The sequence below is a fragment of the Hyphomonas sp. genome (assembly GCF_041398385.1).
In the GTDB taxonomy this organism is placed as follows: Bacteria; Pseudomonadota; Alphaproteobacteria; order Caulobacterales; family Hyphomonadaceae; genus Hyphomonas.
Window position 1 is genome coordinate 21387 of record NZ_JAWKUW010000010.1, and the last position, 24998, is coordinate 46384.

The following is a 24998-nucleotide window of genomic DNA, read 5'->3' on the forward strand; positions in this document are numbered from 1 at the left end:
AATTCTATATGGTGCAGCGACGGGCCACGGGGTTCTGTATTTAACATGCGACAGAATATCATGCACATGACACGCTTTGCCGGCCTGCTGGCGGCCATCGCCTTCGCCGCGCCGCTAGCCCCTCAATCGGCAACGGCCGAGCCGGTCGCTGTCGGCCGCTACAAGGACTGGGCCGTGTTCACCGACACGAGCGGCGGCGAGACGATCTGCTATGCCGCGACGGCCGCAACCGACAAGGCGCCGAAAGCGGCCGACCATGGCGAAGTGTGGTTCTATGTGACGAACTGGAAGTCCGGCCGGGCGCGCAACCAGCCGAGCCTGAAAGTGGGCTTCGAGCTGCGCGAGGATCTTGCGCCGAAACTGCGCGTCGGGCGCTCCAGCTGGTCGCTGTTCAGTTCGGCGCGCGAAGCCTTTGCCGACGATGCCGATGATCCGCGTATCGTGAGCGCGCTGAAGAAGGGCTCTGAACTGCGGATCGAGGCAGTGTCCAAGCGCAACACGCAGGTGACCTATCATTTCTCGCTGAGCGGTTCGGCCGCTGCGATCGACAAGGCCGCGGCCGCCTGCCGCTAAGCCTCAGACAGGTAGGACGAAGTTTTCCGGAACACGCCCTTTGGCGTCGCGATAATGGCTGACGACCTCAGCAAGGTCGGTCTCATAATCGCCGCTGGTCTGCATCGGACCGACAAACCGCATCTGGCGGGTGCCATAGTCCAGCACTGCCATCATCAGCGGCACGCTTGCGCCATGGGCGATGTGCCAGAAGCCGCTCTTCCAGTTGGGATTGGCGTTGCGCGTGCCTTCGGGCGAGACGGCGAGGTGCAGCGTGTCCACTGCCTCGAATGCCTCGCGCATCTGGGCGACCACATCGGCGGATTTCGACCGGTCGACCGGCACGCAGCCGGCCCGGCGCACAAGGCCGCCGAACGGCCCCTGCACGAGGGAGGCCTTGCCCATCCAGCTGAGCTTCTGGCGGTACCAGGCGGCAATCGCCAGCATCAGCAGGCCATCGAGATTGGATGTGTGCGGTGCGGCGACGATCACGGATTTGCTGACGCCCGGCCAGTCGTCGGCGACGTGCCAGCGATTCACTTTCAGGAACAGCCAGGCCCCGCCCCGGAGCATTTCCGAGAATATGCCGTGATAGGCTGACGGACGGCCAAACCGGCCGCGAGGCGCCTGCATCCTCATCCCCTCCCTGTCGCCATCCTGCTCTGTGGCGGTGGCCGATTCGTAACTATAAGCATGGCCGGGGCGGCCCGTCGCCCCGCTTTGCCCATATGAGGATACCTCCATGAAAATCGGCTTTGTCCTGTTCCCCGATGTCACGCAGCTGGACTTTACCGGCCCGCTTCAGGTGCTGCACCGGCTGCCGGGCGCGGAGACGCACATTCTTGCAAAGACGATGGAGCCGGTGCCAAGCGATTGCGGCCTGTCGCTGGTGCCGACCGGCACCTTTGCCGAGGCCCCTGCCCTCGACATGATCGTCGTGCCGGGCGGGTTCGGTGTCATCGGGGCGATCCGGGATGAGGAGACGATGACGTTCGTGCGCGAGGCGGGCGCGAAGGCGGAATATGTAACCTCGGTCTGCACCGGCGCGTTCGTTCTGGGGGCCGCGGGACATCTCAAGGGCAGGAAGGCGACGACGCACTGGGCCTATACGAGCCTGCTGCCTCTGGTCGGGGCGGCGTATACGCCGGGCCGGTGCGTGCGGGACGGCAATGTGTTCACCGGGGGCGGCGTGACGGCGGGCATCGACTTCGCCTTCACCATCGCCGCAGAAACAAGCGGCCAGCCGGTCGCCGAAGCGATCCAGCTGGCCGTGGAATACGATCCCGCCCCGCCTTTCGATACCGGCCAACCGTCCAGGGCCAGCGAGAAACTCCTCGCCGCGATGGATCGGCGCTACCAGAAACCTGTGGCGGACATGCGGGCCGCGCTGGAAGCCTAGTAGCCGGTGCCGCCTTCGGTCACCGGCGTCAGGATAATCTCGACGCGGCGGTTGGCCTCACGGCCGGCCTGGGTCGCGTTGTCGGCAATCGGCTGGGTCTCGCCCATGCCGGTGGCGATCATGCGGACCGGATCGACGCCCTGGCCGGTCAGATAGTCGCGCACCGAGGCAGCGCGCTTCTGCGACAGGGTCATGTTGTAATCGTCCGGACCGTCGGAACTCGCATGGCCGATGATGTCGACCGCCGTGGACGGATATTCGACCAGCGTGGCAGCGACATCGTTGAGGGCCGTGTAAAAGCCCGGCTTGATGGCGGCGCTGTCGACATCGAAAGTGATGTTCGACGGCATGGTCAGGGCAATCTGGTCGCCGACGCGCTCGACACCGATGCCGGTGTTTGCGGTCTGCTCGCGCAGCTTGCGCTCCTGCTCGTCCATATACTTGCCGGCAGCCGCGCCGGCGATAGCGCCGACAGCCGCGCCGATGGCCGCATTGCGCTTGTCGTCACCGCCGGCCATCGTGCCGGCACCTGCGCCAAGGATCGCGCCCGCAGCGGCACCCGTCCAGACATTGCGGCTGGGCCCTTCCTGACAGGCAGGCAGCACAGCCATCGAAAGCGCGCACAGCGCAAGGGTAAGGCGTTTCATGATCTCAGCTCCATTTCGATCAGCCCGTGATTGGGAGGCGGAGCGTTTTCCGTACTCGTGGCAAATTGAAGGCGGCCGGATTAAGCTCTTGTCATCTTTACCATAATGGGCTGCGCGCACCAATTCCGCCCGCGCCCGCGACGTGATATAGGCCGCGCCTGATGAAAGTCGAACTCGATCTCTCCCGCGGCGCCGGATCGCCAGCGGTAACGGCCCTGCCCTCGCTGGCGGGGATGAGCCTTGCTGCGCTGAAGGCCGAGGTCGAGGCGATGGGCGTCGACCCGAAAAAGGCGAACATGCGCGCCAAACAGCTGCGCCGCTGGATTCACCATTTCGGCGTGCAGGACTTCGCCGACATGACCGATGTGGCGAAGGAATTGCGCGCGCAGCTCGCCGAAAAATACGTGCTGGCGCGCCCCGACGTCTCCGATCACCAGGTCAGCCGCGACGGCACCCAGAAATGGCTGACCCGCTTCGGGCCGGGCGTTGAAGGCGAGAGCGTCTACATTCCGGGCGTCGGCAAGGCAGGCGCCCTGTGCGTCTCCAGCCAGGTCGGCTGTACGCTCAACTGTACCTTCTGCCATACCGGCACGCAGAAACTTGTGCGCAACCTGACGGCACAGGAAATCGTCGCGCAGGTGCTGATCGCGCGCGACCAGCTCGCCGAATGGCCGAGCAGCAATGAAGACCGTCTGCTGACAAACATTGTCTTCATGGGCATGGGCGAGCCGCTCTACAATCTCGACAATGTCGCCGAAGCCATCGACACGATTTCCGACGGCGACGGCATTTCCATCGGCCGGCGCCGTATCACCGTGTCGACCGCCGGGGTCGCGCCGAAGATCCCGGAGCTCGGCGCACGCACCGGCGCGATGCTGGCGATCTCGCTGCACGCGACGCATGACGACCTGCGCAACGAACTCGTGCCGATCAACCGCAAGTACAATCTGAAGGAACTCTTCGACGCGATCCGCGCCTATCCGGACCTTGGCAATTCCAAGCGCGTGACGTTCGAATATGTCATGCTGAAGGGCGTCAACGATACGCTGGCCGAGGCGCGCGATCTCGTCCGCCTGCTGAAGGGCGTGCCGGCGAAGATCAATCTGATCCCGTTCAATCCCTGGCCGGGCAGCCCGTATGAATGCTCCGACTGGGAAACCATCGAAGCCTTTGCCGAGGTGGTGAACCGGGCCGGCTATGCCAGCCCCATCCGCACCCCGCGCGGCCGCGACATCCTCGCCGCCTGCGGCCAGCTGCGCTCCGAAAGCGTCAAGAAGTCCGCCGCCGAACGCCGCCGTGAGGCTGAAGCCGCGGGCGACTGACCCGCTCGGGAAAGAGACTTGGAAAACTTCCACGGGTCTCCTAGACTTCAGGGGATGAGTATTCGCCCAGAAGAGGACCGGCAGGCTTTGAGCGGCAACGACAAGGATCCCTATCTGCATGGCCTGCGCGGCGGCATGACGCCGCCTTCCGGAGGCGGACCCCACGAGTACGTCGCATGGAGAATGGGCAAGGACCAGCACGACCAGGCCGCGAAGGCATGGTCCGGCGGCAACCAGCAATCCGCCTCCGGCACGTCGGCACCGATTTCGGGGACCGCGCTCCTTATAATAACGCTCTTAGTCTTCGCCGGTGGCTGGTTCTTCTGGAACCATATCACGGAAGCCGCGAAAGCCGCGGAGTCGCCACCGGAGCAGCTGGTCTTCTCAGCGGAAATGCTTAAGGCGGGCTATGTCGAACCGGCAAAATCGGAACTGGACACCGTCTTCGGTTGTACGACGTCCGCCACCCCGCTTCGAAAAGGGCCGGGACTCTCATTCGACGCCGCCGGATCGGTTCCGTCCGGGACTCCCTTGTCCATGATTTTCGGCGGCCAGGGCGATCTGTCGTCGGAAGGCAGCCCGTGGATGTTTGTCCTGTCCCCGAAGTTTGGCTATGTGTCCGGGCAGGACGTCCAGTTGGATACCGCGTTCGACCAGGTCGAATGCTGACCTGACGAAAAAAAGGGAGGCCGGAGCCTCCCTTTCCCGTTTTGCGATCAGTCGTCGCCGAGACCGGCAATCTTTTCCTGCGCTTCGGCCAGAATGTCCGCCACGGCCTTGCGCCGCTCCGGATCGTCCGGGCTCGAACGAACCGCCGTAATCACCGCATGGCGCAGGCGCCACATCGCCCCGCGCACATCGGAGGGGTCTTCCGGCCGGTCGCTGTCGAGCAGGTCCGCGAGGCGCGCCTCGATCCGGTCGAGCGCCTCGGCATTCGCCTCCAGTTCGGCCGCGCCGTCTTCCGTCAGGCGGAAGGAGCGTTTCGAGCCGTCGGCTTCCACCTCGACCCAGCCAAGATCCTGCAGGGCTTCCAGCGCCGGATAGATGACGCCCGGGCTCGGCACATAGGCCCCGCCCGTGCGCGCCTCGATCTCGCGGATCAGGTCGTAGCCGTGGCGCGGCGCTTCCGCGATGAGCTTCAGGATGAGGAGCCGCAGGTCGCCATGGTCGAGCGGACGGCGGCGTCCACGCCCCCGGCCTTCGCCACGCCCGTGACCCCTGCCCTGTCCTCGTCCCATGCCCTTACGCATGCCCCATCCTCCGCGACCACGGCCGCCAAAGTCGCCTTCGCCCTGATCGACGAAGATATGCACCCCGGCACCGCGTTTTGAATGTCTGTTCCGATACATCAGTTTGTCTCCTTTCGATATATCTGAACGACATATGGATTAGATATATCGAAAATTCAAGTTCCGATATATCTAAATTGTATGACAAGGGCCGGAAGGCTTAACCGCAGCCTGTTCCGCCTCAATAAGTTCGGCAGATTTCGACAGGCCGCCTTAACCCTGTTGCGCCACACTCGAGAGCGGTGAAGCAGCAGACCCTGAAGGGCGATTGCGATGAGCGTGGTGGGAGAAGGCGTCTTCGGGGCGCCGGCCGGCGAACGGCCAGTTCAGAAGCCTGTCAGTGCGGCGCCTTATGTGGCGACGGTCTTCCTGTCAGCGGCCATGGTCTTCCTGGTCCAGCCGATGTTCGCCAAGATGGCGCTGCCGCTGCTGGGCGGCTCGCCGTCGGTCTGGAATGTGTCGCTGGTCTGCTTCCAGGCAGCGCTGCTTGCCGGATATGCCTATGCCCACCTCCTGGCGCGCATCCCGCGCGTTGGCGTGCAGGTCGGCGTGCACGCCGTCCTTCTCCTGCTGGCAGCGGCCTGCCTGCCCCTGTCCATTTCGGGCCTCTTCGGACAGCCGGACACGACCCGGCCGACGCTCTGGCTGGTCGCAACCTTTGCCGTCTCTATTGCACCGCCCTTTGCCGTGATCTCTGCGACAGCGCCCCTGATCCAGAGCTGGTATGCCCGGTCCGGCCGCCACGACGCCGCCGACCCCTACCATCTCTACGCCGCCTCGAATGCCGGATCCCTGATCGGTCTCGCGGCGTATCCGCTGCTGATGGAGCCGTTCACGCGGCTTGGCACACAGACCCAGCTGTGGACCGGTGGCTATGTCCTGCTGGCCGTGCTGCTGATCGCCAGCGGCCTTGTCAGCCTGCGCGGCAGGGCCGACGCGCCGCAGGCCGTGGCGGCCGAGACGGCAACGCCTGAAGGCAACATCTGGCGCCAGCGCCTCACCTGGCTGATGCTCGCCGCAGTGCCGTCCGGCCTGCTCGTCGCGGCGACCTCGCACATCTCGACAGATGTCGCTGCCGCGCCCTTCCTGTGGGCGCCGCCGCTGATGGCCTATATCGCCACCTTCATCATCGTCTTCTCGTCGAAACCTGCGATCCGGCACAGTTCGGCGCTGCGGCTCATGCCGTATGCCGTGGCGGCTGCCGCGTTCATGGTCGGGTATCCGGGCGCCTCACCCTTCCCGCTCTGGCTCAGCCTTGTCGGACACGTCCTCGCGCTGTTCGTGGTGGCGCTCGCCCTGCATGGTGAACTCGCCGCGCGGCGGCCTGACGCGAGCCGCCTGACCGAATACTATCTCATCATGTCGGCAGGCGGTGTCGTCGGCTCGGCCTTCTGCGGCCTGCTGGCACCGGTCATTTTCAGCAGTATCTACGAATACCCGGTGCTGCTGCTGGCGGCCATCCTGCTGTATCCGGCGAAAGATGGCTGGAAGACGGGGCTCTCCCGCGACCGGGTTCTTGCCGGCGCCCTCTTCGCTTTCGCGGCCGCTGCGATCCTCGCCTATGCCGGCGGCGTCCAGGTGCATTCCAAGGCCTACCAGGTCGCCCTGCTCCTGCTGGTGGTCATCTCCATTGTCTTTGCGTCGCGGCGTCTGGTGCCGGTCGCCGCCCTCGCCGCAGCTTTCGTGATCGGCGCAACCGCGCTGCCGGATGCGTTGATCTCCACCGAGCGCGGCTTCTTCGGCGTGGTGCGGGTGATCGATTCAAAAGATGCGGATTTGCGCCTGATGGTGCACGGCACGACCAAGCACGGCGCCCAGCGCCTCAGCACGACAGGCCGCCCGGTGCCGCGGTCCTACTATTATTCCGACGCCCCCATCGGCCAGGTGTTCAGCGCCATGGCGCCGGACGTCCGCACCGTCGGGGTCGTGGGCCTCGGCGTCGGCTCGGTCGCCTGCTACCGTCAGGACAGTCAGGCGTACACCTTCTTCGAAATCGATCCGATCGTGGTGAAGACGGCAGCGGACCCCGCGCGGTTCACATTCCTGTCCGAATGCGCGCCGGAAGAACGCATCGTTCTTGGCGACGCCCGCATCACGCTGGGCGCCGAACCGGCGGGCGGGTTCGATCTCCTGCTGCTCGATGCCTTCTCGTCCGACACGGTGCCGGCACACCTGCTGACGCGGGAGGCCATGGCGCTCTACCTCTCCCGCCTGTCGGAAGACGGCGTCCTCGTGTTCCACATCTCCAACCGGCACATGGACCTTGCGCCCGTCGTTGCCCGGATCGGCGCAGCCGAAGGCGCGACCATGCTGGTTCAGACCTATGATGCCGGCCCGCCCGAACAGCGCCTCGAAACGGGGGCGGATTCGAGCCAGGTCGTGATCCTCGCGAAGTCGCCCGGCGCGCTCGCCCGGTTTGCAGCAGATCCGCGCTGGCACGCCCTCGCTGCAGACGGGCAGCGGCCCTGGACCGACGATTACACCAATATCGTTGGTACCCTGATCACATCCTATCGCAGCCGGGCCGGCACGCACTGAGCAGGAAGCGGCTGGCGGCCCGGCCCGCGCCACGCTAGCCTTGGCCATGCGCCGCATTGCCTTCGCCTTGATTATCGTCGCTTTCCTTGCCGGATGCCGGGAGGAAGCGGAACCCTCGTGCGCCGCGATCCGGTTCGAGGACCAGCCTTTCACCGTCTGCCATTTCGATGCCGGCGATCCGGGCCTCGCCCTCTTCCACACCCATCCGGACGGCGCGCCCTATGGCGATTTCGACCGGCTAGCCGAGGAGGTCAGCAGCACAGGCGGCACGCTTGTCTTCGCCATGAATGCCGGCATGTACCATGAAGACCGCCGCCCGGTCGGTCTTTACGTCGAAGACGGCGAACAGGCCGCCGGTCTCGTCACCCGCGCGGGGCCGGGCAATTTCGGCATGCTGCCCAATGGCGTCTTCTGGATCGACGAGAACGGCGCCGCGCACATCAGCGAAACGCTGGCCTATGAGGAAGTGTCGCCCGCCGCGCGCTATGCCAGCCAGTCGGGCCCGATGCTGGTGATCGGCGGCGCGCTGCATCCCTCCTTCAATGAAGACGGCACCAGCCGCAAGCGCCGCAATGGCGCGGGCATCAGTGCCGACGGACGGACCGTATGGTTCGCCATCAGCGACGCGCCGGTAAACTTTCACACCTTCGCCCGTCTCTTCCGCGATGAACTCGGCACCAGCGATGCGCTGTATTTCGACGGCGTCGTTTCGCGCCTTTATGCACCGGAGCTTGCACGTGACGATGGTGGCGCAGATATGGGCCCCATCGTCGGTGTCGTGCGCCGTTCTGTAACAAAGTGAAACTTGTTGCAGTGCACCGCGTTTGGCCGGTTGCCCCCCTTCCGGTTTGCCCTTAGGGACTCGCCTCTTTCGCACCGGAGACAGAACATGCCCGGACAAAAACTCGTCCTCTACGGCCTCAAGAATTGCGACACCTGCAAGAAGGCGAAACGTGCACTGGAAGAGGCCGGCGACACGGTCCAATTTGTCGACATCCGCGACGAGACGGACCTTGCCGCCAAGGTGCCCGTCTGGCTGAAGGCGGCGCCGGAGAAACTCGTCAACAAGAGCTCGACCACCTGGCGCAACCTCACTAATGGCGACAAGGCAAAGGTCGGCACACAGGGCGAGTTCCAGCTGCTCATCAAATACCCGACGCTGATCAAGCGCCCGGTGATCGAGGCCGGTCGCGCCGTGCATGTCGGCTGGGGCAAGGACGTCCAGGGCGCCCTGCTGAAATAATCCGGGCCATGTCTCTCACCATCCTTCCCGCTGACCTTGCAGAGCCGCTGCACGCTGCAGCCATGATCGACCTGCTCGACGCCTATGCACGCGACCCGATGGGCGGCGGCAAGCCGCTCGGCGACTTTGCCCGGCGCAACCTGCCGCATGAACTCGACGCGCGCGCCAACGCCATCGTGCTGCTCGCCTTTGACGGCCCGCTGCCGGTCGGCCTGCTGATCGGCTTCGAAGGCTTCTCGACCTTTGCCTGCAAGCCGCTGGTCAATGTACATGACATCTCGGTCCATCCGGATCATCGCGGCAAGGGGATCGCCCAAGCGCTGCTGGATGCAGCCGAAGCCGAGGCGCGAAAGCGCGGCTGCTGCAAGCTGACGCTGGAAGTCCTTTCCGGCAACACGCGCGCCCGCGGCGTATATGAGGCGGCCGGCTATCGCGCCTATGCGCTCGATCCGGAAATGGGCACCGCCCTCTTCCTCGAAAAGCCGCTCTAGAACCGCACCGTCCTCCCGCGCAGGCATATTTCTTTCCGACGCCTTCTTCTTTCAGGCGCCCATAGGCCCATCTTGTCCGGAGCGGGCCGTAAAGCCCCGCAGGCAAAATGGAGACCTGCCATGAAGACTTCCGGAAACACGATCCTGATGACCGGTGGCGGGTCTGGCATCGGCCGCGAACTCGCCCGCGAATTCCAGGCGCGGGGAAATATGGTGATTGTCGCGGGCCGCCGCGCGGAGGCCCTGGAAGAGACCATTGGCGGGCGCGCGGCCATGCAGGCACGCACACTGGATGTGAGCGATGCGGCGGACATTGCATCCTTCGCGGCGAAGCTGCTGGCCGACTTCCCTTCGCTCAATGTCGTCTTCAACAATGCGGGGATCATGGCCAGGGAAGACTGGAAGGCGGACCCGGTAGACCTTGCCGTGGCCGAAGCGACGGTGGCGACCAACATTCTCGGCCCGATCCGGCTAACCGCAGCCTTCCTGCCGCACCTGTGCAAGCAGGCCGCGGCGCGCGTCGTCAACGTCACGTCGGGCCTCGCCTTCGTGCCGCTCGCGCACACGCCGGCCTACAGTGCCTCGAAAGCGGCGATGCATGCCTGGTCGCAATCGCTGCGCTGGCAGCTTCGCGACACATCGGTCGACGTGATCGAGCTTGCCCCGCCGGGTGTGCAGACAGACCTGACCCCCGGCCAGTCGGCGCGCGAGACCTATATGCCACTCGCCGATTTCATCGCCGAGACGATGGAGAGCTTCGGCCGCGAAGACACGCCCGATGAAGTCATCGTCCAGCGGGCGAAGATGCTCCGGGCTGCCGAGGCCGCCGGCAATTTCGACCAGATCTTCGAGATGCTGAACGCACGCTATGAAGGCTGACTTTGACCGCGCTCGCCGCGACGCCTAATCTGCGCAAAGGGGAGCCCGCTCATGAAACTCAAAGCCTACAACGCCTTCTGCCAGAGCCTTCCGCATACGACGCATGTGCGCCAGTGGGGCGATGCGGACGTCTGGAAGATCGGCGGCAAGGTCTTCGTGATGGGCCGCGAGGAAGACGGCGAGATGGTTTGCTCCTTCAAGGTCTCGGAGATGAGCTTCGACATATTGAAGGAACAACCGGGCTGCCAGCCGGCGCCCTACCTTGCCTCACGCGGCATGAACTGGATTCAGCGCTACAGCGCCGAGACGCTGAAAGACGCAGACCTCAAGGCCTATCTCGAAGCCTCCTACCGGCTCGTCGCCGCAGGCCTCACCAAAAAGCTACAGCGCGAGCTCGGCTTCCTCGACTGAGCCTCAGCGCCGGCGGCGCGGGTTGAGGTAGAGGTCGCGTTCCTGCTTGTCGAGCGCGCGGGCCGACTTGCCCAGATGCACCTGCTCCAGCTCACGGCGCACATGCCGGCGCGCGGCGCCATTGAAGCGCAACATGGTGCAGAACATCTGCAGCACCGTTTCCAGCTTGGCATAGGATTCCGACGCATCCAGCTTCACCATCCAGCTGCCGCCGAGATTGATGACGCGATGATCGAGCGAGCCGATCTTGCGGCCGCGGTCATTGTAGAGGCTGTAATCCGCCCCGATGGCGAACACATTGCGGCGCAGGCGATAGAAGCGCGGGCCCTTGGACGTCTCGATGAAGAAGGAGAATTTCTCCGGGAAGAGTGGCCACTTCTGCGCCGAGCGTTCGAGCTGGATCAACTGGTCCTGCCGGGCAAGGTTCATCGAATAGGCGGTGACGGGCACGCCCTTCGCGCCGATGGAAAGCTGCAGCGAGCGGCCCATCAGAAGTTCCATTGTGCCGCGCCAGTGCATGCCCTCGGAAAACAGCTTCAGCACCAGGCGGCGCTTCATCCCTTCCCCGTCCTTCCACAGCTCCTTGCGATAGGCGACGATGCCGGAGCGTTCCTTGCCGTCGCGGATCTGGCCGATGATCTCCATGTCCTTGGTGAACTGATCGGAGGCGGCTTCGTGCTGGGTATGCTGCAGGATGCCGATTTCGGTCGTGTTGAGGTCCGTTGCCCAGAGGTCGACCTTGAAGCGGCGCCACTTGGTGGGCGTCGCCGCGGTTTTCTCAGCTGAGGCAAGCGCGGCGTCGAAGGCCATGGCGCATCTCTCCCGTACAAATGTTCCGGTTCACCCCCACATCTGGACCAATCGTATCGCCAGAAGGTTAATGGAGCTGCGCGTTTCGTTAATCAGCCAGCGAGACCGCCCGGGAACGCATCCGTCAGCGCATCCACGAAGGCGCGCACCTTGGCGCTGTCGCGCGCCCCGCCGGGACAGAGCGCGTGCACCGGCACCTGCGGCCGGCCCCATCCGCCCGGCATCATGCGCGAGAGGGACGATCAGCGGTTCCAGGAGGTCAGGATCTGGGACAAAGCGGTCAAGCGGGAGGAGCCTGAACAAGTCCGGCCCCTGTCCCGCCTGGGGCGGGTATCCGGTGCACAGCGCCATCCCCGATAATATTCGTATACACCCGATTGTCCGGAACCCGGTGAACGGTCTAGAGAAAGGGGGACGGTCTGCTTTCCGGAGATTTCATGCGTCTTGCCCCCCTGCCGGTTCTGGTCCCGGCATTCGCCCGCCTGTCCTTTGAAGCGTGTCCGCTCCCCCGCCGAAATCCATCCTGATCCCAGCCCGGCACGGGTGCGTCCTGCTGCAAGAACAGGGCGTATCCGGATCCGCTCTTTCGAAACGACCCGAAACCGCCACCCGACAGCGCCTCCCAATGACCATTCAGGACCCAATCATGCTGAACAATCCAGGTTTGTCCGGCCTGCTGGCCGCAGCGCTTCTCCTCGTTTGCGGGACCGCGCCGGCGTCCGCCGAAACAGCCCTCATCGACCGGTTCGACCCGGCCATCGTCACGGCCATCGCGGCGGAAAAGGGATGGGCCGCAGAGACACTCCCGGCCGTGTCCGGCACAATTCGTGTGCGCCTCACAGGCCCCAGCGGCATCTCCTTCATGATGCAGGGCCATGACTGCGAGACCGGCACCTGCCGTCAGGCCCTTGTGCGCGCGCGTCTCACGCCAAAGACCGTCCCGGATGCGCCGAATGAAATGCCCGACTACTGGAGCTCCAATTCCGGCCCGGTCAGCGCCGCCTGGACCGGCGAGAATTATACGCTGCACTACCAGATCATCTTCACGGGCGGCGTGACGCGCGCCAATCTCAGCGCGCTGCTCGACCGGATCGACTCCAACACCGATTCCCTTCGCTGGCTGGTTGCCCCATGATCGGCCGTACCGCCGCCACTCTTTTCGCCGCGCTTTGCCTCGGGGCGCCGAACGCCACACCCGAAAGCCCGCGCCTCATCTCCAGCTTCGACCTGCCGGCCTTGCGCGACATCATCGAGGAACGCGGCTGGACCTGGCTCAACGTCTATTCCAGCGAATCGCCGGCCGTGACGCTTCGCCGGGCAGACGGGCGCGTGTACCGGTTTTCAGGCTCGATGTGCGCGCCAGCAGGAAAGCCGGAAGACTGCCAGGCCATCATCCTGGAATATGAGACGGATCAACCGAACGCGGTCTCGATTGCCCGCGGGCTGAACAGGGAAACCTTCTTCCTGCGCGCGTCCGCCGATAAGCGATTCTCGCCGCCCACCCTCTGGCTGCGTCACACGATTCATGTCGCCGGCGGCATTTCCCGCGAGAACCTGATCGCCAACATCGCCGCTTTCGAATTCGAAGTGGACGAGGTCGAGCGCGGACTTGCCGCAAACCGTCCGCCCCCTCTGGCCAACGGCCTGCGCGCCGGGCGCTATTCGACCTCCTACGCCAATCCGGACGGCCAATCCTTCACCTCCAGCTTTTGCCTCGATCCGCGCGACGGCGACGAGCCGGCCGGCGCCATTGCCGCCGAGATGACCGCCGAAGGCGCCGCCTGCTTCGGCAGCATGGCCGACACCGGCGCCTTCAGCTTCACCTGCACCCAGCAGCTGATCGAGGGTGACTTCTTCATCAGCCAGAGCGACACCTCCCTCAGCTGGTACGGCAGCGCCACCATCGACACCGACGGCATGGGCGGCCGCGAGATCGTCCGGCTCCGTGGCAGCGCCAAATGGCAGGGCCCCGGCCCCTGCTGAACCGCAGGCTGCATCATTCCGGGATTGAGGCCCGCCCGGTTTTGGGGCATCAAGTCTCTATCCGAGGGGTGCCTGAACCGGAATGAGCCGGGCGGGCTGAGACTTTACCCTTTGAACCTGATCCGGGTCATGCCGGCGCGAGGGACGGAACCACTGCGGCATCGCCGCCAGCCGGAAACGCGCCGCATCATCCGGGTTGCCCTTGTGGAGACCCGCCATGAACAAGCCCGCCAGCCAGTCCGAGTTCGAAACCCCGAAGGTCACCACCGGGCCGCTGCCCTCGTCCCGCAAGGTCTATTCCCATCCCCTGCCCGATCTCGCCGTGCCGCACCGCGAGATCGACCTGCACCCCTCCGCCAATGAGCCGCCGGTGCCGGTCTACGACACGTCCGGCCCTTACACAGACCCCTCCGTCACCGTCGACGTCGAAAAAGGCCTTGCCCGTACACGGCGCGACTGGGTGCTGGAGCGCGGCCATGTCGAGGAATATGACGGCCGCGACGTGAAGCCCGAAGACAATGGCGGCGCCACCGGCAAGCACCTCGCCCGCGAATTCCCCGTCCGCCACCGCCCCCTGCGCGGCACGGGCACGGGCCCCGTCACCCAGTACGAATACGCAAAGGCCGGCATCATCACGAAAGAGATGGTCTACGTCGCCACCCGCGAAAACCTCGGCCGCAGCAAGGCCGTCGAGGGCGCCGCCGAGCGAATCGCGCAGGGCGAAAGCTTCGGCGCCCATATCCCCGAATTCATCACGCCGGAATTCGTGCGTGACGAAATCGCCGCCGGCCGCGCCATCATCCCCTCCAACATCAACCATGCCGAGCTGGAGCCGCAGATCATCGGGCGGAACTTCCTTGTAAAGATCAATGCCAATATCGGCAACTCCGCCGTCGCGTCCTCCGTGGAGGAGGAAGTCGACAAGATGGTGTGGGCGATCCGCTGGGGCGCCGACAATGTCATGGACCTCTCCACCGGCCGCAACATCCACAACACGCGCGAATGGATCATCCGCAACAGCCCCGTGCCCATCGGCACCGTGCCGATCTATCAGGCGCTGGAGAAGGTGAACGGCGTCGCCGAAGACCTCACCTGGGAAGTCTTCCGCGACACGCTGATCGAGCAGGCCGAACAAGGCGTCGACTATTTCACCATCCATGCCGGCGTGCGCCTCGCCTATATCCACCTCACCGCCAATCGTGTCTGCGGCATCGTCAGCCGCGGCGGCTCGATCATGGCGAAATGGATGCTGGCCCACCACACGGAAAGCTTCCTGTACACACATTTCGAGGACATCTGCGACATCATGCGCGCCTATGATGTCTCCTTCTCATTGGGAGACGGCCTGCGCCCCGGCGCCATCGCAGACGCCAACGACGCGGCCCAGTTCGCGGAACTGGAAACCCTTGGTGAACTGACGAAGATCGCCTGGGCGAAAGGCTGCCAGGTAATGATCGAAGGCCCCGGCCATGTGCCGATGCACAAGATCAAGGTGAACATGGAGAAGCAGCTGCGCGAATGCGGCGAGGCCCCCTTCTATACGCTGGGGCCGCTCACCACCGATATCGCGCCGGGCTATGACCACATCACGTCCGGCATCGGCGCGGCGATGATCGGCTGGTTCGGCACGGCCATGCTCTGCTATGTGACGCCCAAGGAACATCTCGGCCTGCCCGACCGTGACGATGTGAAAGTCGGCGTCGTCACCTACCGGCTCGCCGCCCACGCGGCAGACCTTGCCAAGGGCCACCCCGCCGCGCAGGTGCGCGACGACGCCCTCTCACGCGCCCGGTTCGAATTCCGCTGGGAAGACCAGTTCAACCTCTCGCTCGACCCCGAAACCGCCCGCGACTTCCACGACCAGACCCTTCCCAAGGAAGCCCACAAGGTCGCCCACTTCTGCTCCATGTGCGGCCCCAAATTCTGCAGCATGAAGATCACCGCCGAAGTGCGGGAATACGCGGCGGGGATGTCCGAGAACGAACGGCTGGACCTGGAAAAGCAGGCCGCCGAGGCGCGGAAAGGGATGGAGGAGAAGAGCCGCGAGTTTGTCGACAAGGGCAGTGAAATCTATCTACAAGAGTAGCATAATCGTTAGATTGCGAGCGCAGGGAATCCGCCCATGAAATGTAGTTCCGACGCAGTACCTATCGGCAAGCTTTGGGTAAAGAAGAACCGAATTGATCTCAATCCGCCTTATCAGCGCGAGGCGGGGATCTGGTCCGAAGACAAACAACAACTGTTCATGGATAGCATCCTGAACGGCTTTGACGTGCCAAAGCTGTATTTCCATGATCGGACAGGAGAAAAAGGCCCGTATTCCGATTCAGTTGTCGACGGAAAGCAGCGCCTGTCCTCTATCTGGGCTTTCATGGAAGATGGATTCCCTCTTGCCTCGGACTTCGAATTTTCGGGCGACAAGTCGTTCTTTGAAGGCTCGTTGCCGTCGCCAAATCAAAAATATTCTGAGTTCTCCGAAGAGCAGAAGGAGTATTTTCGAGGACAAACCATTGATGTCGTCACAATACTGGACGCCGACGAGGATGACATCGAAGAGCTATTTTCAAGGCTCAACAATGGAGAGCCTCTCAATGCCGCCGAAAAGCGAAACGCAATGGGCGGGAATATGATCAAACTCGTTCGTGAACTCGCGAAATCACCAGAGCTGAAACAGAGCCTGTCCTTCAAAGATAAGAGGATGTCGTTCCACGAGGTGTCGGCCAAACTCGTCAAGATGGAGATTTCGGAAAAGGACGGCCACGGCATATTTTGTGACTTGAAGAAGAAATTTTTGGACCAAATGGTGGAGAAGAATAAGGGCACCACTGAAGCCGAGTTGGAAGGACTCAAATCACGAGTGCTGAAGAACTTGAAGGTAATGAATAAGGTATTCTCCAAAAACGACCCACTGCTGAATAAGCAGTCATATCCACAATTGTATTACGGTTGGATCAAAGAAATGTCAGCGCGATATAGCGGCGACGGCATCTCCCAACGCCTGAGGTCATTTTTGGAAGATTTTCATGCCCGACGAATTGAAAACCTGCAAAAGCCGGAAGATGAGCGAGACCCATATTTGATTGAGTACGGACGACTTACTCAACAAGGAACCAATGATCTTCAGTCGATGGTTGAGCGGTCAACATTGTTGACACGCTATTTTCTGCAGGACAATCCAGACGTTTCCATCAAGGATCCAAAACGTCAGTTCTCTAGCGAAGAGCGATACGTGATCTGGATCAGGTCAGGGAAGCAGTGTCAAAATCAAGGATGCAGCAAGGCGCTTCCCGATCTGGCTGACATGCATGCGGATCATGTGAAAGCATGGGTTAAAGGGGGGACTACGACTCTGGAAAACGCTCAAGCGCTTTGTGCTGACTGCAATGGCAAGAAATCAAGCTCGTAGTGGGGAAATGAGGCCACAGTAAGCGTAGGGTGGGTTGAGCGGAGCGATACCCACCGTTCGGGCTCGCGGCAAGCGCTGCATGGTGGGTATCGGCGTTACCTCAACCCACCCTACGGCTGGCCCTGAGGAAACGGGTGCACTCGAACACATACGGAAACTACATGACAGACTCATCCCGCCTCGACGAGCTTGAAATGCGTGTGGTCCATCAGGACCAGACGATCGAGGACCTGAACGCGGCCGTCACGGCGCAATGGAAGCTGATCGACCGGCTGGAGCGGCAGGTTGCGCGCCTCGCCGAGCGTGTCGCCGAGGCCGAACAGTCCGCCGGCCAGGCCGCCCCCGTGGAGCGGCCGCCTCCTCACTACTAGGACGCATTATTAGGGCGTCCTGAGCGACGTCGATGGAGGGGCGTCGGCGCCGGGTGATTGCGGCTCCAGGCCAGTTCATCCTTCGACTTCGTTCAGGATGAGCTGCGGTGTTGGCGAGGCGTGCCACCCAATGCCCCCTGCGCAGCGGCCGGGGATCAGAAAGCGATGTGGGGCGCGTTGGCATCGTCGGGCGTAACGAGGGGAAAGACGGACGCCCTATCCCCGCCCGCCCCTGTCATCCCGGAATTTGCGTGAGCAAATATCTGGGGCCCTGTGGCTGGTGCGCACACGACAGGAACAAGGCCGCGGCGCTCCGCTGCGCGCCGGCCGGGATGAAACGTCAGGGAGGCGCGTTTTCCGGCAGGCCGTTCGCCCGTGCCACACTCCCCCGCATGCATCCCGGCCTTCGCCCCTATTTCGATCATGTCTGGCCACTGTTCTGGCCCTGGCTGATCTGGAACCTTGTCCGCTTCGCCAGATGGCATGAGCGCACGGGCCTCAATGCGCTGCTCGCCGTCGACTGTTTCGGCAACATCCGCATCACCATGCTCTGCGATCCGCCGCCTGCGGAGGATCTTTATGTGTATGACGCGCCCATCGTGGCGCGCTGGGAACGGCTGGCAGTTGAGCCCCTTCTCCTTGGGGAGAAGGGGTTGGGGATGAGGGGTCACGGCATTGCGGCAAGTGCAGAACGTGCTGAAACGCCGCGTCCCCTCACCCCAACCCCTCTCCCGAGGGAGAGGGGCTTTGCACCCCGCGCCCCTCCGGAGCCTTCCCGGAGCCTTACCGTAGGATTTACCGGAGCCTTGCCGCCCGCACGCGCGTCGCCGCTCTGCATCCCACTCTCCGCAGATACCTGCGAAAGCAGGTATCCATCTCCTGAAACATCCTCATGCACGTGGGGCAATTGCGGGAGATGGACCCCTGCCTCAGGAAATCGATCCACTGGACCGATTTCTGATCTTCGGCAGCTTCGCAGGGGTCTGCGGGAAATAAGCAGCAATCCACAAAACCCCACCGGACGGCACCCGCCGCGCCGGCCGCACGTGCTGGCGGTCAGGCCGGCTCCCCTTCCCGGCGGCGCACATTGGCGCCCATGATGCCGTTGGCGCGCCGTGCCTTCACGCATTCGAAACTGCCGGCCCGGAAGGCGCGGCAGGCCTCGGGCCGGTCTTCATAGACCTGGCAGGCGGCCTTGCCTTGCGACAGGTCGAGATGGACGCAATGTCCGCAGTCGAACTTCACATAAGTGGCGCCGTTTTCGGTGAACAGGCTTTCTGGCGGCAGGGCGCGGGAAGCGTCCCAGGGCAGCAGCTGAAGATAGCGGGGGTTGGTGCTGAAACAGCACGCGCCGCACGACACGCAATCGAACGACTGGTCTGACATAGGGGTTTGCCGGAACGGCTCCACCGCCCGTTTGTGCCCATCGCAGCGGTCGGCGGCAGCGCGATCTACGCCCGGCCGGGCCGCCGCGCAAGAGGGATTTTTCCGGGCAGCGCTATCAGGCGGAAGGCCCTGCGAGATGGCCGGTCCTCCGCATAATGATCATGCCACAAAGGCCCCGGCCGCGCCCGTTAAATCTCCGTCATCAGGGCAGTTCCGGCTTGACCCGCCGCGCGGCACACCGCGTGAATGGGCGCATGGCTGGAGGCATAGTCATCGACGAAGAACGCCGCATCCTCGAAAGTATCGAGGTATACGGATGGTATGGCGTGCACATGTACGACCCCGAACTGGTGGTGCCGAATTTCACCTACACGGTCGGCTTTTCGCAGACGCTGAACGCGCCGGAATTCATCGTCTTCGGCCTGCACCGCGACATCATGTTCGACATGCTGGAAGCCGTGTTCCAGGAGATCAAGGCCGGCCGCAAGCTGAAGGACAATCAGGACTGGCGGAACCTTTATGAAGACGTGTCCTGCGTCGCGCGCAATGTCTCGCACCCGGACGTGTTTTCTAAATATGCCGTCATGGCGGACTGGTTCTGGCAGCGCGGCGGGCACAAGGGCCATCCCGGCCTCGTGCAACTGATCTGGCCCGACTGGCTGCGCGGGCTGTATCCGTGGGACGAGGGTTGCCGCGAAGGCGTGAAGGCGGCGCAGCCGCAACTGTGGAGCTGAAGCGCGCGTCAGAGCTCCGGCGTCTTCTCGCGCTCACCGGTTTCGAGTCCGGATTTTTTCCAGCCGGAATAGCCGCCCCGCAGGCTCATCGATCTGAGGCCCATTTTCTGGGCCACCTGAGCCGCGAGCAGAGAGCGCCAGCCGGACGCGCAATAGAAGATGTAGGTCTTGTCCTCGGCCAGCCACGGCTTGTGATAAGGGCTCGCCTTGCTGATCCAGAATTCCAGCATGCCGCGCGGGGCATGGCGCGCGCCGGGAATCATTCCGTCGCGGTCAAGCTCGCGGACGTCCCGGATGTCGACAAACACCGTATCCGGATCCGTGCGCAGCGGCGCTGCGTCGGCCGCCTCGATGGATGTGACTTCCGCCTCGGCCGATGCCAACAGATCTTCGTGTGTCAGGGCCATCCTCAGTTCCCGCGCAGGCGCAGGACGAGGTGCAACGTGCTCTCGTTCTGGATGTTGTAGTCGGACAGCGCGCGGGCATCTTCCAGTTGCTTGCCGGCGAAGATAAGGCGCTGCTGCTCGGTGGGGATGCCTTCTTTGTCCTCGACCAGCTCCTTTACATCAAGCACCGTCTCCGAGCCCTCGACCTCCAGCGTGATCGCCTTGCCGGTCAGCGTCTTGACGAACAGAAGGTCAGCCGCGGCGTTGCCCACGGCGAGGGCGAAGAACGCGGCAAGGGCGAGGCCCTTCAGGATCGGTTTCATTGCATGTCTCCCCGTCTGTATGAGGACACCCTAGTCAGCTTCGCCGCCGGCGTCACGCCTTGCCGCGGGCCGCATCTTCAGGCAGATTCCCAGTATGGCGGAACAGCGTTTTACCATCCACCAGACGGGCGGCACATCAGCACTATATGCGATCGAGCGCGCGCTCGCCGCCGAGCCGGACATCACCGAAATCGTGGAAGAAAGCGGGCGACACTATTGCGTGCCGGATGGCGACGACCTGCCCGAATGGACCGCCCTTCGCGTCTATTGCAGGACCGACCAGGATGTTGGGGTTTACATGAGCGCGCTTGAAGATCGGCTCGCAAGACAGCTCGGCAAAGACGTGATCAATCAGGTGACGTTCGCCCACTTCTGAACAGAAAAGCCGGGCGCCTTCCCTTCCCGGAGGCGCCCGGCCTGTTCAGGCTTCTAACCCGGCCGTCAGGCCTTGAGCATCGCGTAGATCTCATCCTTCAGCGCCATGCGTTTCTTGCGGAGTTCGGTCTGGTGCTCATCGCTCGCCGGCTCCACATCGGTCTCCATGCGATGAATCTCGCGGTTCAGCTCATGGTATTCATCGGCGAGCTTTGCGAAGTGCGCATTCGAGGTCTTCAACTCATGGATCTTGTCGGTGGCTTCCGGAAATTCCTCGGTCAGCTCGTGCGGCGTATGGGACATAGAGTCAGGCTCCCTGATTGATGCTGTTGTCTTTTCTGCATGTTGGACGCCGCACGGCAAATGCAAATTACGGAAACTACGTAGTTGCCGCTTTTTGTCTGCCTGCGGCCCCAGGGCGGCGAATACGCAAGAAACGGGTGGACGTCCACAATACGGGAGGCTTCGGTATGCCCGGATTTCAAGGAAGACCCTCATGACCTCTCAGGCAGACAAAGCCCACGCCTTCAGGCAGCTCCACGAACGCCCCGGCATGTTCCTGTTTCCGAATCCCTGGGATGTGGGGTCTGCCCGCATGCTGGCCGGGCTCGGCTTCGAGGCACTGGCCACCACCAGCAGCGGATTCGCGGCTTCAATGGGGGTGGCGGACTATCATGTTACGCGCGAGATGAAGCTGGCTCACATCCGGACCCTTACTCCGGCAACGCCCCTGCCTCTGGCGGCAGATCTCGAAAACGGCTTCGGGCATGCGCCCGAAGACTGCGCCGAAACCATCCGGCTCGGCGCGGAAGCCGGCCTCGTCGGCGGGTCGATTGAGGATTACACCACCGACCCACAGAACCCACTGTATGAAGCCGCCGAAGCGGCGGACCGGATCCGCGCCGCCGCAGAGGCTGCCCGGGCCCTGCCCCATGATTTCGTGCTGACGGCGCGGGCGGAAAATTTCCTGAGGGGCAACCCCGATCTGGGCGACACGATCGCACGCCTCCAGGCCTATCAGGAGGCTGGAGCCGACGTGCTCTACGCGCCTGCCCTTCAGACGATGGACCAGATCAGGTCCGTCGTCTCTTCTGTCGACCGGCCAGTCAATGTGCTGATGGGCCCCTTCTCCGGCTTTGTGTCGATGGCCAAACTGGAATCCGCCGGCGTCAAGCGCGTGTCGATGGGGTCGGCCTTTTCCAACACGGCCTATGGAGCGCTGATCTTGGCGGCAAAGGAATTGATGCAGGAGGGCACGCTGGACTTTCTCACGGTGGCGCCGAAAGGGTCCGACATTGCGGCGCTGATGAAGGCCGGCAGCGCCTAGTTGAGGTCTGCCGGGCAAGAGCCGGTGCGCCGGGCCGTCTGGCGCAGGGTCATCCGGCGCTCCTCACCGCCGGAATAGCCAAACAGGCTAACGGCTTGCTCGAACCCTGTGAGGTCGGCGCGCGGATAGTCGAGCGTCCCGCTCCCGGTCATCAGCATCTCTTCATAGTTGCAGGTGACCTCAAATTCGACATGCCCGCCGGACCGGGCCGTTTCCTCATAGGAGCAGCGCGGGTCATGATCGAGCCAGACAGTGAGGGCCAGCGCGGCATCCGCATCGCGGCATTCCGCATAACGGTCCCGATCGGTCCAGGAATCGAGGATCGTCCCGGTTTCCGAAGACACGATTTCGACGTCGACAATCAGTTCCTGCATATAGGATCCGGGCATCAGGCGCGCGGTCACCTGCGCGGACGCCGGCATCGCCGCAAGGCACGCCATCAGGGGAATCAGGAACCGCATGCCTCCCCTATCGCATGAAACGGGCCGGAAGGGAGGGTGCGGCAAAATGCGCACCAGTATAACACTTACGTCAACGTCAACCTTGCGCATTTTTTGCAGTCCCTGTAGGCACGGGCGCAGCCGACTTTAGTCCAATCCTCGAAACGTGTGGAGCGCAGCTCATGAAGGTCCTCGTGCCCGTAAAACGCGTGATCGATTATAACGTGAAAGTCCGTGTGAAGCCGGACAAAACGGGTGTCGATCTCGCCAATGTCAAAATGTCGATGAACCCCTTTGACGAGATTTCCGTCGAAGAGGCCGTCCGCATGAAGGAAGCCGGCACGGCGACCGAAGTGGTCATCGTCTCGATCGGCCCGCAGCAGGCCCAGGAAACCATCCGCACCGCCCTCGCCATGGGCGGCGACCGCGGCATCCTGATCAAGACCGATGAAGCCGTCGAGCCGCTGGGCGTGGCCAAACTGCTCGCCAAGGTCGTGGCCGAAGAAAGCCCGGACCTCGTGATCGTCGGCAAGCAGGCCATCGACGACGATTCCAACCAGACCGGCCAGATGCTGGCCGCCCTGCTGGACTGGCCGCAAGGCACCTTCGCCTACAAGATCGAGAAGGACGGCGACGCCCTGACGGTCACCCGCGAAGTCGATGGCGGACTGCAGACCGTCAAGCTCGCCCTGCCCGCCATCGTGACGGTGGACCTGCGCCTCAACGAGCCGCGCTATGCGTCCCTGCCGAACATCATGAAGGCCAAGAAGAAGGAAATCGCCGAGAAGTCGCCTGCCGACTATGGCGTCGACATCTCCCCGCGCCTCAGCGTGGTTCAGGTTACCGAACCGCCGGTGCGCCAGGCTGGCGAGAAAGTAGAAGACGTCGCCACGCTCGTGTCGAAACTCAAGACTGCAGGAGTGATCTGATATGGCTGTCCTCGTTATTGCAGAACATCATCATGGCGCCCTGTCCGATGCGACCCACAAGGTCGTAACGGCTGCGTCGAAATTCGGCGGCGATGTCGACGTGCTGGTCGCCGGTGAGAATGCTGGCGCAGTTGCCCCGGAAGCCGCCAAGGTCTCCGGCGTGCGCAAGGTACTGAAGGCCGAAGGCGAAGGCCTGCGCAAGCAGACCGCCGAAGCCATGGAAGCCCTCGTCGTGCCGCTGATGGCGAACTATGACGCCGTCTTCATCGCTGCGACCACTACGGGCAAGAACATCGCCCCGCGTATCGCCGCCAAGCTCGACGTGATGCAGCTCTCCGAAGTCACCGCCGTGATCGACAGCTCGACCTTCGAGCGCCCGATCTATGCCGGCAACGCCATCCTGACGGTGAAGTCCTCTGACGCCAAGAAAGTCGTCACCGTGCGCGGCACCTCCTTCGAGGCCGCCGGCAATGACGGTTCGGCATCGGTCGAGGACGTCGCGCCCCCGGCCGGCCCGTTCAAGTCGGAATTCGTCTCGGAAGAAATGGTGAAGTCTGACCGCCCGGAACTCGTCGGCGCGAAGCGCGTCGTTTCCGGTGGCCGCGCCCTCGGCTCGGCCGAGAAGTTCCAGGAAGTCATCTTCCCGCTCGCTGACAAGCTCGGCGCTGCCGTCGGTGCCTCGCGCGCCGCCGTGGACGCAGGCTACGCCCCCAACGACTACCAGGTCGGCCAGACCGGCAAGATCGTCGCCCCGGAACTCTATGTCGCCATCGGCATTTCCGGCGCCATCCAGCACCTCGCCGGCATGAAAGACTCCAAGGTCATCGTCGCCATCAACAAGGACGAGGAAGCCCCAATCTTCCAGGTCGCCGATTATGGCCTGGTGGCGGACCTCTTCGTGGCCGTTCCGGAACTCACCGGCGCGCTCTGATCGAGAGCTGCCAATTGAAATACGAAAGCCCGGCCCCCCGCCGGGCTTTTTGTTGTCCGAAAACCACAACCGGCAATGCTCTCCAGCAATAACCCCAGCGGCAATGAAGTCCGCGCTTGATCTTTGACGCACTGCACAAACAGGGTATGTCACTCGTTTGACGCAAGGTTCAGGACCAGACTGGATGACCACTCTTCAGACCATCGGCGTGATCGGCGCCGGCCAGATGGGCAACGGTATCGCGCATGTCTGCGCGCTGGCCGGTTATGATGTCGTGATGACCGATATTTCCGACAATGCCCTGAAGCACGGCATGGAAATGATCGAAAAGAACATGGCGCGCCAGGTCGCCCGGGAGCAATTCAGCCTGGATGAAATGAAGACCGCGCTGGCGCGCATCGAGACGTCCACCTCGATCAAGCTGCACGAAAAGGACGACCTCGTCATCGAGGCGGCGACCGAGAAGCGCGAGGTCAAGGAACAGATCTTCCGTTCGATCTGCGAGATCGTGCCCGCCAAGACCCTGCTCGCAACCAACACCTCTTCCATTTCCATCACCCGCCTCGCTTCGGTCACCGACCGGCCCGAGAAGTTCATCGGCATGCACTTCATGAACCCGGTGCCGCTGATGAAGCTGGTCGAGATCATCCGGGGCCTCGCGACCAGCCAGGAAACCTATGAGGCAACGATCGTCTTCGCCAAACGGCTGGAAAAGACGACGACCAATGCCGAGGATTATCCGGCGTTCATCGTGAACCGCATCCTGGTGCCGATGATCAATGAGGCCGTGTATGCGCTGTATGAAGGCGTCGGCACGGTGGAGAGC

Annotated in this window: 30 protein-coding genes and 1 riboswitch; of the genes, 21 read left to right on the forward strand and 9 right to left on the reverse strand. The window is 63.2% G+C overall.

What is annotated here, in order from left to right:
• Positions 1 to 66 precede the first annotated feature (66 nt).
• Entirely contained in the window at positions 67 to 573 is a 507-nt protein-coding gene (locus R3C13_RS14505) for an invasion associated locus B family protein (protein WP_371311556.1), read from the forward strand.
• A gap of 3 nt (positions 574 to 576) precedes the next feature.
• Here the strand turns inward: R3C13_RS14505 and R3C13_RS14510 are convergent, their stop codons facing one another.
• Complete coding sequence (locus R3C13_RS14510) at positions 577 to 1185, reverse strand: 1-acyl-sn-glycerol-3-phosphate acyltransferase (protein ID WP_371311557.1); 609 nt, start codon at positions 1183 to 1185, stop codon at positions 577 to 579.
• A gap of 109 nt (positions 1186 to 1294) precedes the next feature.
• On the opposite strand from R3C13_RS14510, the gene R3C13_RS14515 reads away from it, so the two are divergent.
• Positions 1295 to 1951, forward strand: coding sequence for a DJ-1/PfpI family protein (locus R3C13_RS14515; RefSeq protein WP_371311558.1), 657 nt, complete (start codon positions 1295 to 1297; stop codon positions 1949 to 1951).
• Here R3C13_RS14515 and R3C13_RS14520 read toward each other — a convergent pair.
• Positions 1948 to 2598, reverse strand: coding sequence for an OmpA family protein (locus R3C13_RS14520; protein WP_371311559.1), 651 nt, complete (start codon positions 2596 to 2598; stop codon positions 1948 to 1950). The two genes, R3C13_RS14515 and R3C13_RS14520, sit on opposite strands and share 4 nt — an antisense overlap.
• A gap of 161 nt (positions 2599 to 2759) precedes the next feature.
• On the opposite strand from R3C13_RS14520, the gene rlmN reads away from it, so the two are divergent.
• Both rlmN and R3C13_RS14530 read left to right on the forward strand, forming a co-directional pair.
• A complete protein-coding gene (rlmN, locus tag R3C13_RS14525) occupies positions 2760 to 3920 on the forward strand; it encodes a 23S rRNA (adenine(2503)-C(2))-methyltransferase RlmN (protein WP_371311560.1) in 1161 nt (386 codons plus the stop codon).
• Between the two features lie 18 nt (positions 3921 to 3938).
• Complete coding sequence (locus R3C13_RS14530) at positions 3939 to 4589, forward strand: hypothetical protein (RefSeq protein WP_371311561.1); 651 nt, start codon at positions 3939 to 3941, stop codon at positions 4587 to 4589.
• 47 nt (positions 4590 to 4636) lie between these two features.
• Here R3C13_RS14530 and R3C13_RS14535 read toward each other — a convergent pair whose 3' ends face one another.
• The gene (locus tag R3C13_RS14535) at positions 4637 to 5170 is read right to left on the reverse strand and encodes a PadR family transcriptional regulator (RefSeq protein WP_371311562.1); all 534 of its coding nucleotides are present in this window, start codon (positions 5168 to 5170) and stop codon (positions 4637 to 4639) included.
• A gap of 312 nt (positions 5171 to 5482) precedes the next feature.
• Between R3C13_RS14535 and R3C13_RS14540 the strand changes: the two genes are divergently transcribed.
• From R3C13_RS14540 to R3C13_RS14565, 6 genes are all read left to right on the forward strand, one after another.
• Positions 5483 to 7747: a spermidine synthase gene (locus R3C13_RS14540; protein ID WP_371311563.1), complete on the forward strand. Its 2265-nt coding sequence runs from the start codon at positions 5483 to 5485 to the stop codon at positions 7745 to 7747.
• Between the two features lie 46 nt (positions 7748 to 7793).
• Positions 7794 to 8549: a phosphodiester glycosidase family protein gene (locus tag R3C13_RS14545; RefSeq protein ID WP_371311564.1), complete on the forward strand. Its 756-nt coding sequence runs from the start codon at positions 7794 to 7796 to the stop codon at positions 8547 to 8549.
• Between the two features lie 87 nt (positions 8550 to 8636).
• Positions 8637 to 8990, forward strand: coding sequence for an ArsC/Spx/MgsR family protein (locus tag R3C13_RS14550; protein ID WP_371311565.1), 354 nt, complete (start codon positions 8637 to 8639; stop codon positions 8988 to 8990).
• Positions 8991 to 8998: 8 nt separating this feature from the next.
• Positions 8999 to 9481 (forward strand): GNAT family N-acetyltransferase, encoded by a 483-nt coding sequence (locus tag R3C13_RS14555; RefSeq protein WP_371311566.1) that lies wholly within the window; start codon positions 8999 to 9001, stop codon positions 9479 to 9481.
• Positions 9482 to 9601: 120 nt separating this feature from the next.
• Positions 9602 to 10360, forward strand: a complete 759-nt coding sequence (locus tag R3C13_RS14560; protein ID WP_371311567.1) for an SDR family oxidoreductase — start codon at positions 9602 to 9604, stop codon at positions 10358 to 10360.
• 51 nt (positions 10361 to 10411) lie between these two features.
• Positions 10412 to 10771, forward strand: a complete 360-nt coding sequence (locus R3C13_RS14565; protein WP_371311568.1) for an MmcQ/YjbR family DNA-binding protein — start codon at positions 10412 to 10414, stop codon at positions 10769 to 10771.
• A gap of 3 nt (positions 10772 to 10774) precedes the next feature.
• Here R3C13_RS14565 and R3C13_RS14570 read toward each other — a convergent pair whose 3' ends face one another.
• On the reverse strand, positions 10775 to 11581 hold the full coding sequence (locus R3C13_RS14570) for a hypothetical protein (RefSeq protein WP_371311569.1): 807 nt from the start codon (positions 11579 to 11581) through the stop codon (positions 10775 to 10777).
• 646 nt (positions 11582 to 12227) lie between these two features.
• Here R3C13_RS14570 and R3C13_RS14575 point away from each other — a divergent pair.
• The 5 genes from R3C13_RS14575 (at position 12228) to R3C13_RS14595 (ending at position 17341) form a co-directional block, all read left to right on the forward strand.
• The gene (locus R3C13_RS14575; protein WP_371311570.1) at positions 12228 to 12716 is read left to right on the forward strand and encodes a hypothetical protein; all 489 of its coding nucleotides are present in this window, start codon (positions 12228 to 12230) and stop codon (positions 12714 to 12716) included.
• A complete protein-coding gene (locus tag R3C13_RS14580; RefSeq protein ID WP_371311571.1) occupies positions 12713 to 13564 on the forward strand; it encodes a hypothetical protein in 852 nt (283 codons plus the stop codon). The genes R3C13_RS14575 and R3C13_RS14580 overlap by 4 nt, the downstream gene beginning before the upstream one ends.
• Before the next feature lie 54 nt (positions 13565 to 13618).
• A riboswitch (TPP riboswitch) is annotated at positions 13619 to 13726 on the forward strand.
• Positions 13727 to 13781: 55 nt separating this feature from the next.
• Positions 13782 to 15650 (forward strand): phosphomethylpyrimidine synthase ThiC, encoded by a 1869-nt coding sequence (gene thiC / locus R3C13_RS14585; protein ID WP_371311572.1) that lies wholly within the window; start codon positions 13782 to 13784, stop codon positions 15648 to 15650.
• Positions 15651 to 15686: 36 nt separating this feature from the next.
• Positions 15687 to 16970 (forward strand): HNH endonuclease family protein, encoded by a 1284-nt coding sequence (locus tag R3C13_RS14590; protein WP_371311573.1) that lies wholly within the window; start codon positions 15687 to 15689, stop codon positions 16968 to 16970.
• 161 nt (positions 16971 to 17131) lie between these two features.
• Positions 17132 to 17341, forward strand: coding sequence for a SlyX family protein (locus tag R3C13_RS14595; protein ID WP_371311574.1), 210 nt, complete (start codon positions 17132 to 17134; stop codon positions 17339 to 17341).
• Positions 17342 to 18397: 1056 nt separating this feature from the next.
• Here the strand turns inward: R3C13_RS14595 and R3C13_RS14600 are convergent.
• Positions 18398 to 18727: a YkgJ family cysteine cluster protein gene (locus tag R3C13_RS14600; protein WP_371311575.1), complete on the reverse strand. Its 330-nt coding sequence runs from the start codon at positions 18725 to 18727 to the stop codon at positions 18398 to 18400.
• A gap of 254 nt (positions 18728 to 18981) precedes the next feature.
• Here R3C13_RS14600 and R3C13_RS14605 point away from each other — a divergent pair, with 254 nt between their 5' ends.
• Entirely contained in the window at positions 18982 to 19461 is a 480-nt protein-coding gene (locus R3C13_RS14605; protein WP_371311576.1) for a DUF4262 domain-containing protein, read from the forward strand.
• An 8-nt stretch (positions 19462 to 19469) separates the two neighbouring features.
• On the opposite strand, the gene R3C13_RS14610 is transcribed toward R3C13_RS14605, so the two are convergent.
• Both R3C13_RS14610 and R3C13_RS14615 read right to left on the reverse strand, forming a co-directional pair.
• On the reverse strand, positions 19470 to 19868 hold the full coding sequence (locus R3C13_RS14610) for a rhodanese-like domain-containing protein (protein WP_371311577.1): 399 nt from the start codon (positions 19866 to 19868) through the stop codon (positions 19470 to 19472).
• A 2-nt stretch (positions 19869 to 19870) separates the two neighbouring features.
• Positions 19871 to 20170 carry a ubiquitin-like protein gene (locus R3C13_RS14615; protein WP_371311578.1) on the reverse strand — a complete coding sequence of 100 codons (300 nt, stop codon included), beginning with the start codon at positions 20168 to 20170 and terminating at the stop codon, positions 19871 to 19873.
• Positions 20171 to 20264: 94 nt separating this feature from the next.
• Between R3C13_RS14615 and R3C13_RS14620 the strand changes: the two genes are divergently transcribed.
• Positions 20265 to 20546, forward strand: coding sequence for a hypothetical protein (locus tag R3C13_RS14620; RefSeq protein WP_371311579.1), 282 nt, complete (start codon positions 20265 to 20267; stop codon positions 20544 to 20546).
• Positions 20547 to 20611: 65 nt separating this feature from the next.
• Here the strand turns inward: R3C13_RS14620 and R3C13_RS14625 are convergent, their stop codons facing one another.
• A complete protein-coding gene (locus R3C13_RS14625) occupies positions 20612 to 20848 on the reverse strand; it encodes a YdcH family protein (RefSeq protein ID WP_371311580.1) in 237 nt (78 codons plus the stop codon).
• A 193-nt stretch (positions 20849 to 21041) separates the two neighbouring features.
• Between R3C13_RS14625 and R3C13_RS14630 the strand changes: the two genes are divergently transcribed.
• Complete coding sequence (locus R3C13_RS14630; RefSeq protein WP_371311581.1) at positions 21042 to 21872, forward strand: oxaloacetate decarboxylase; 831 nt, start codon at positions 21042 to 21044, stop codon at positions 21870 to 21872.
• Here the strand turns inward: R3C13_RS14630 and R3C13_RS14635 are convergent.
• Positions 21869 to 22333: a DUF3617 domain-containing protein gene (locus tag R3C13_RS14635; protein ID WP_371311582.1), complete on the reverse strand. Its 465-nt coding sequence runs from the start codon at positions 22331 to 22333 to the stop codon at positions 21869 to 21871. The two genes, R3C13_RS14630 and R3C13_RS14635, sit on opposite strands and share 4 nt — an antisense overlap.
• A gap of 161 nt (positions 22334 to 22494) precedes the next feature.
• Between R3C13_RS14635 and R3C13_RS14640 the strand changes: the two genes are divergently transcribed.
• The 3 genes from R3C13_RS14640 to R3C13_RS14650 all read left to right on the forward strand — a co-directional run.
• A complete protein-coding gene (locus R3C13_RS14640) occupies positions 22495 to 23241 on the forward strand; it encodes an electron transfer flavoprotein subunit beta/FixA family protein (protein WP_371311583.1) in 747 nt (248 codons plus the stop codon).
• Position 23242: 1 nt separating this feature from the next.
• Positions 23243 to 24172: an electron transfer flavoprotein subunit alpha/FixB family protein gene (locus R3C13_RS14645; protein ID WP_371311584.1), complete on the forward strand. Its 930-nt coding sequence runs from the start codon at positions 23243 to 23245 to the stop codon at positions 24170 to 24172.
• A gap of 184 nt (positions 24173 to 24356) precedes the next feature.
• Positions 24357 to 24998: 3-hydroxyacyl-CoA dehydrogenase NAD-binding domain-containing protein (locus R3C13_RS14650; RefSeq protein ID WP_371311585.1), on the forward strand; the 642-nt coding region annotated here is incomplete at its 3' end.

Bases quoted from the DNA above. Each gene is read 5' to 3' on its own strand.
- R3C13_RS14505 (WP_371311556.1), top strand. From the start codon at position 67: ATGACACGCTTTGCCGGCCTGCTGGCGGCCATCGCCTTCGCCGCGCCG.
- R3C13_RS14510 (WP_371311557.1), bottom strand. From the start codon at position 1,185: ATGCAGGCGCCTCGCGGCCGGTTTGGCCGTCCGTCAGCCTATCACGGC.
- R3C13_RS14515 (WP_371311558.1), top strand. From the start codon at position 1,295: ATGAAAATCGGCTTTGTCCTGTTCCCCGATGTCACGCAGCTGGACTTT.
- R3C13_RS14520 (WP_371311559.1), bottom strand. From the start codon at position 2,598: ATGAAACGCCTTACCCTTGCGCTGTGCGCGCTTTCGATGGCTGTGCTG.
- rlmN (WP_371311560.1), top strand. From the start codon at position 2,760: ATGAAAGTCGAACTCGATCTCTCCCGCGGCGCCGGATCGCCAGCGGTA.
- R3C13_RS14535 (WP_371311562.1), bottom strand. From the start codon at position 5,170: ATGCGTAAGGGCATGGGACGAGGACAGGGCAGGGGTCACGGGCGTGGC.
- R3C13_RS14540 (WP_371311563.1), top strand. From the start codon at position 5,483: ATGAGCGTGGTGGGAGAAGGCGTCTTCGGGGCGCCGGCCGGCGAACGG.
- R3C13_RS14545 (WP_371311564.1), top strand. From the start codon at position 7,794: ATGCGCCGCATTGCCTTCGCCTTGATTATCGTCGCTTTCCTTGCCGGA.
- R3C13_RS14550 (WP_371311565.1), top strand. From the start codon at position 8,637: ATGCCCGGACAAAAACTCGTCCTCTACGGCCTCAAGAATTGCGACACC.
- R3C13_RS14555 (WP_371311566.1), top strand. From the start codon at position 8,999: ATGTCTCTCACCATCCTTCCCGCTGACCTTGCAGAGCCGCTGCACGCT.
- R3C13_RS14560 (WP_371311567.1), top strand. From the start codon at position 9,602: ATGAAGACTTCCGGAAACACGATCCTGATGACCGGTGGCGGGTCTGGC.
- R3C13_RS14565 (WP_371311568.1), top strand. From the start codon at position 10,412: ATGAAACTCAAAGCCTACAACGCCTTCTGCCAGAGCCTTCCGCATACG.
- R3C13_RS14570 (WP_371311569.1), bottom strand. From the start codon at position 11,581: ATGGCCTTCGACGCCGCGCTTGCCTCAGCTGAGAAAACCGCGGCGACG.
- R3C13_RS14575 (WP_371311570.1), top strand. From the start codon at position 12,228: ATGCTGAACAATCCAGGTTTGTCCGGCCTGCTGGCCGCAGCGCTTCTC.
- R3C13_RS14580 (WP_371311571.1), top strand. From the start codon at position 12,713: ATGATCGGCCGTACCGCCGCCACTCTTTTCGCCGCGCTTTGCCTCGGG.
- thiC (WP_371311572.1), top strand. From the start codon at position 13,782: ATGAACAAGCCCGCCAGCCAGTCCGAGTTCGAAACCCCGAAGGTCACC.
- R3C13_RS14590 (WP_371311573.1), top strand. From the start codon at position 15,687: ATGAAATGTAGTTCCGACGCAGTACCTATCGGCAAGCTTTGGGTAAAG.
- R3C13_RS14595 (WP_371311574.1), top strand. From the start codon at position 17,132: ATGACAGACTCATCCCGCCTCGACGAGCTTGAAATGCGTGTGGTCCAT.
- R3C13_RS14600 (WP_371311575.1), bottom strand. From the start codon at position 18,727: ATGTCAGACCAGTCGTTCGATTGCGTGTCGTGCGGCGCGTGCTGTTTC.
- R3C13_RS14605 (WP_371311576.1), top strand. From the start codon at position 18,982: ATGGCTGGAGGCATAGTCATCGACGAAGAACGCCGCATCCTCGAAAGT.
- R3C13_RS14610 (WP_371311577.1), bottom strand. From the start codon at position 19,868: ATGGCCCTGACACACGAAGATCTGTTGGCATCGGCCGAGGCGGAAGTC.
- R3C13_RS14615 (WP_371311578.1), bottom strand. From the start codon at position 20,170: ATGAAACCGATCCTGAAGGGCCTCGCCCTTGCCGCGTTCTTCGCCCTC.
- R3C13_RS14620 (WP_371311579.1), top strand. From the start codon at position 20,265: ATGGCGGAACAGCGTTTTACCATCCACCAGACGGGCGGCACATCAGCA.
- R3C13_RS14625 (WP_371311580.1), bottom strand. From the start codon at position 20,848: ATGTCCCATACGCCGCACGAGCTGACCGAGGAATTTCCGGAAGCCACC.
- R3C13_RS14630 (WP_371311581.1), top strand. From the start codon at position 21,042: ATGACCTCTCAGGCAGACAAAGCCCACGCCTTCAGGCAGCTCCACGAA.
- R3C13_RS14635 (WP_371311582.1), bottom strand. From the start codon at position 22,333: ATGCGGTTCCTGATTCCCCTGATGGCGTGCCTTGCGGCGATGCCGGCG.
- R3C13_RS14640 (WP_371311583.1), top strand. From the start codon at position 22,495: ATGAAGGTCCTCGTGCCCGTAAAACGCGTGATCGATTATAACGTGAAA.
- R3C13_RS14645 (WP_371311584.1), top strand. From the start codon at position 23,243: ATGGCTGTCCTCGTTATTGCAGAACATCATCATGGCGCCCTGTCCGAT.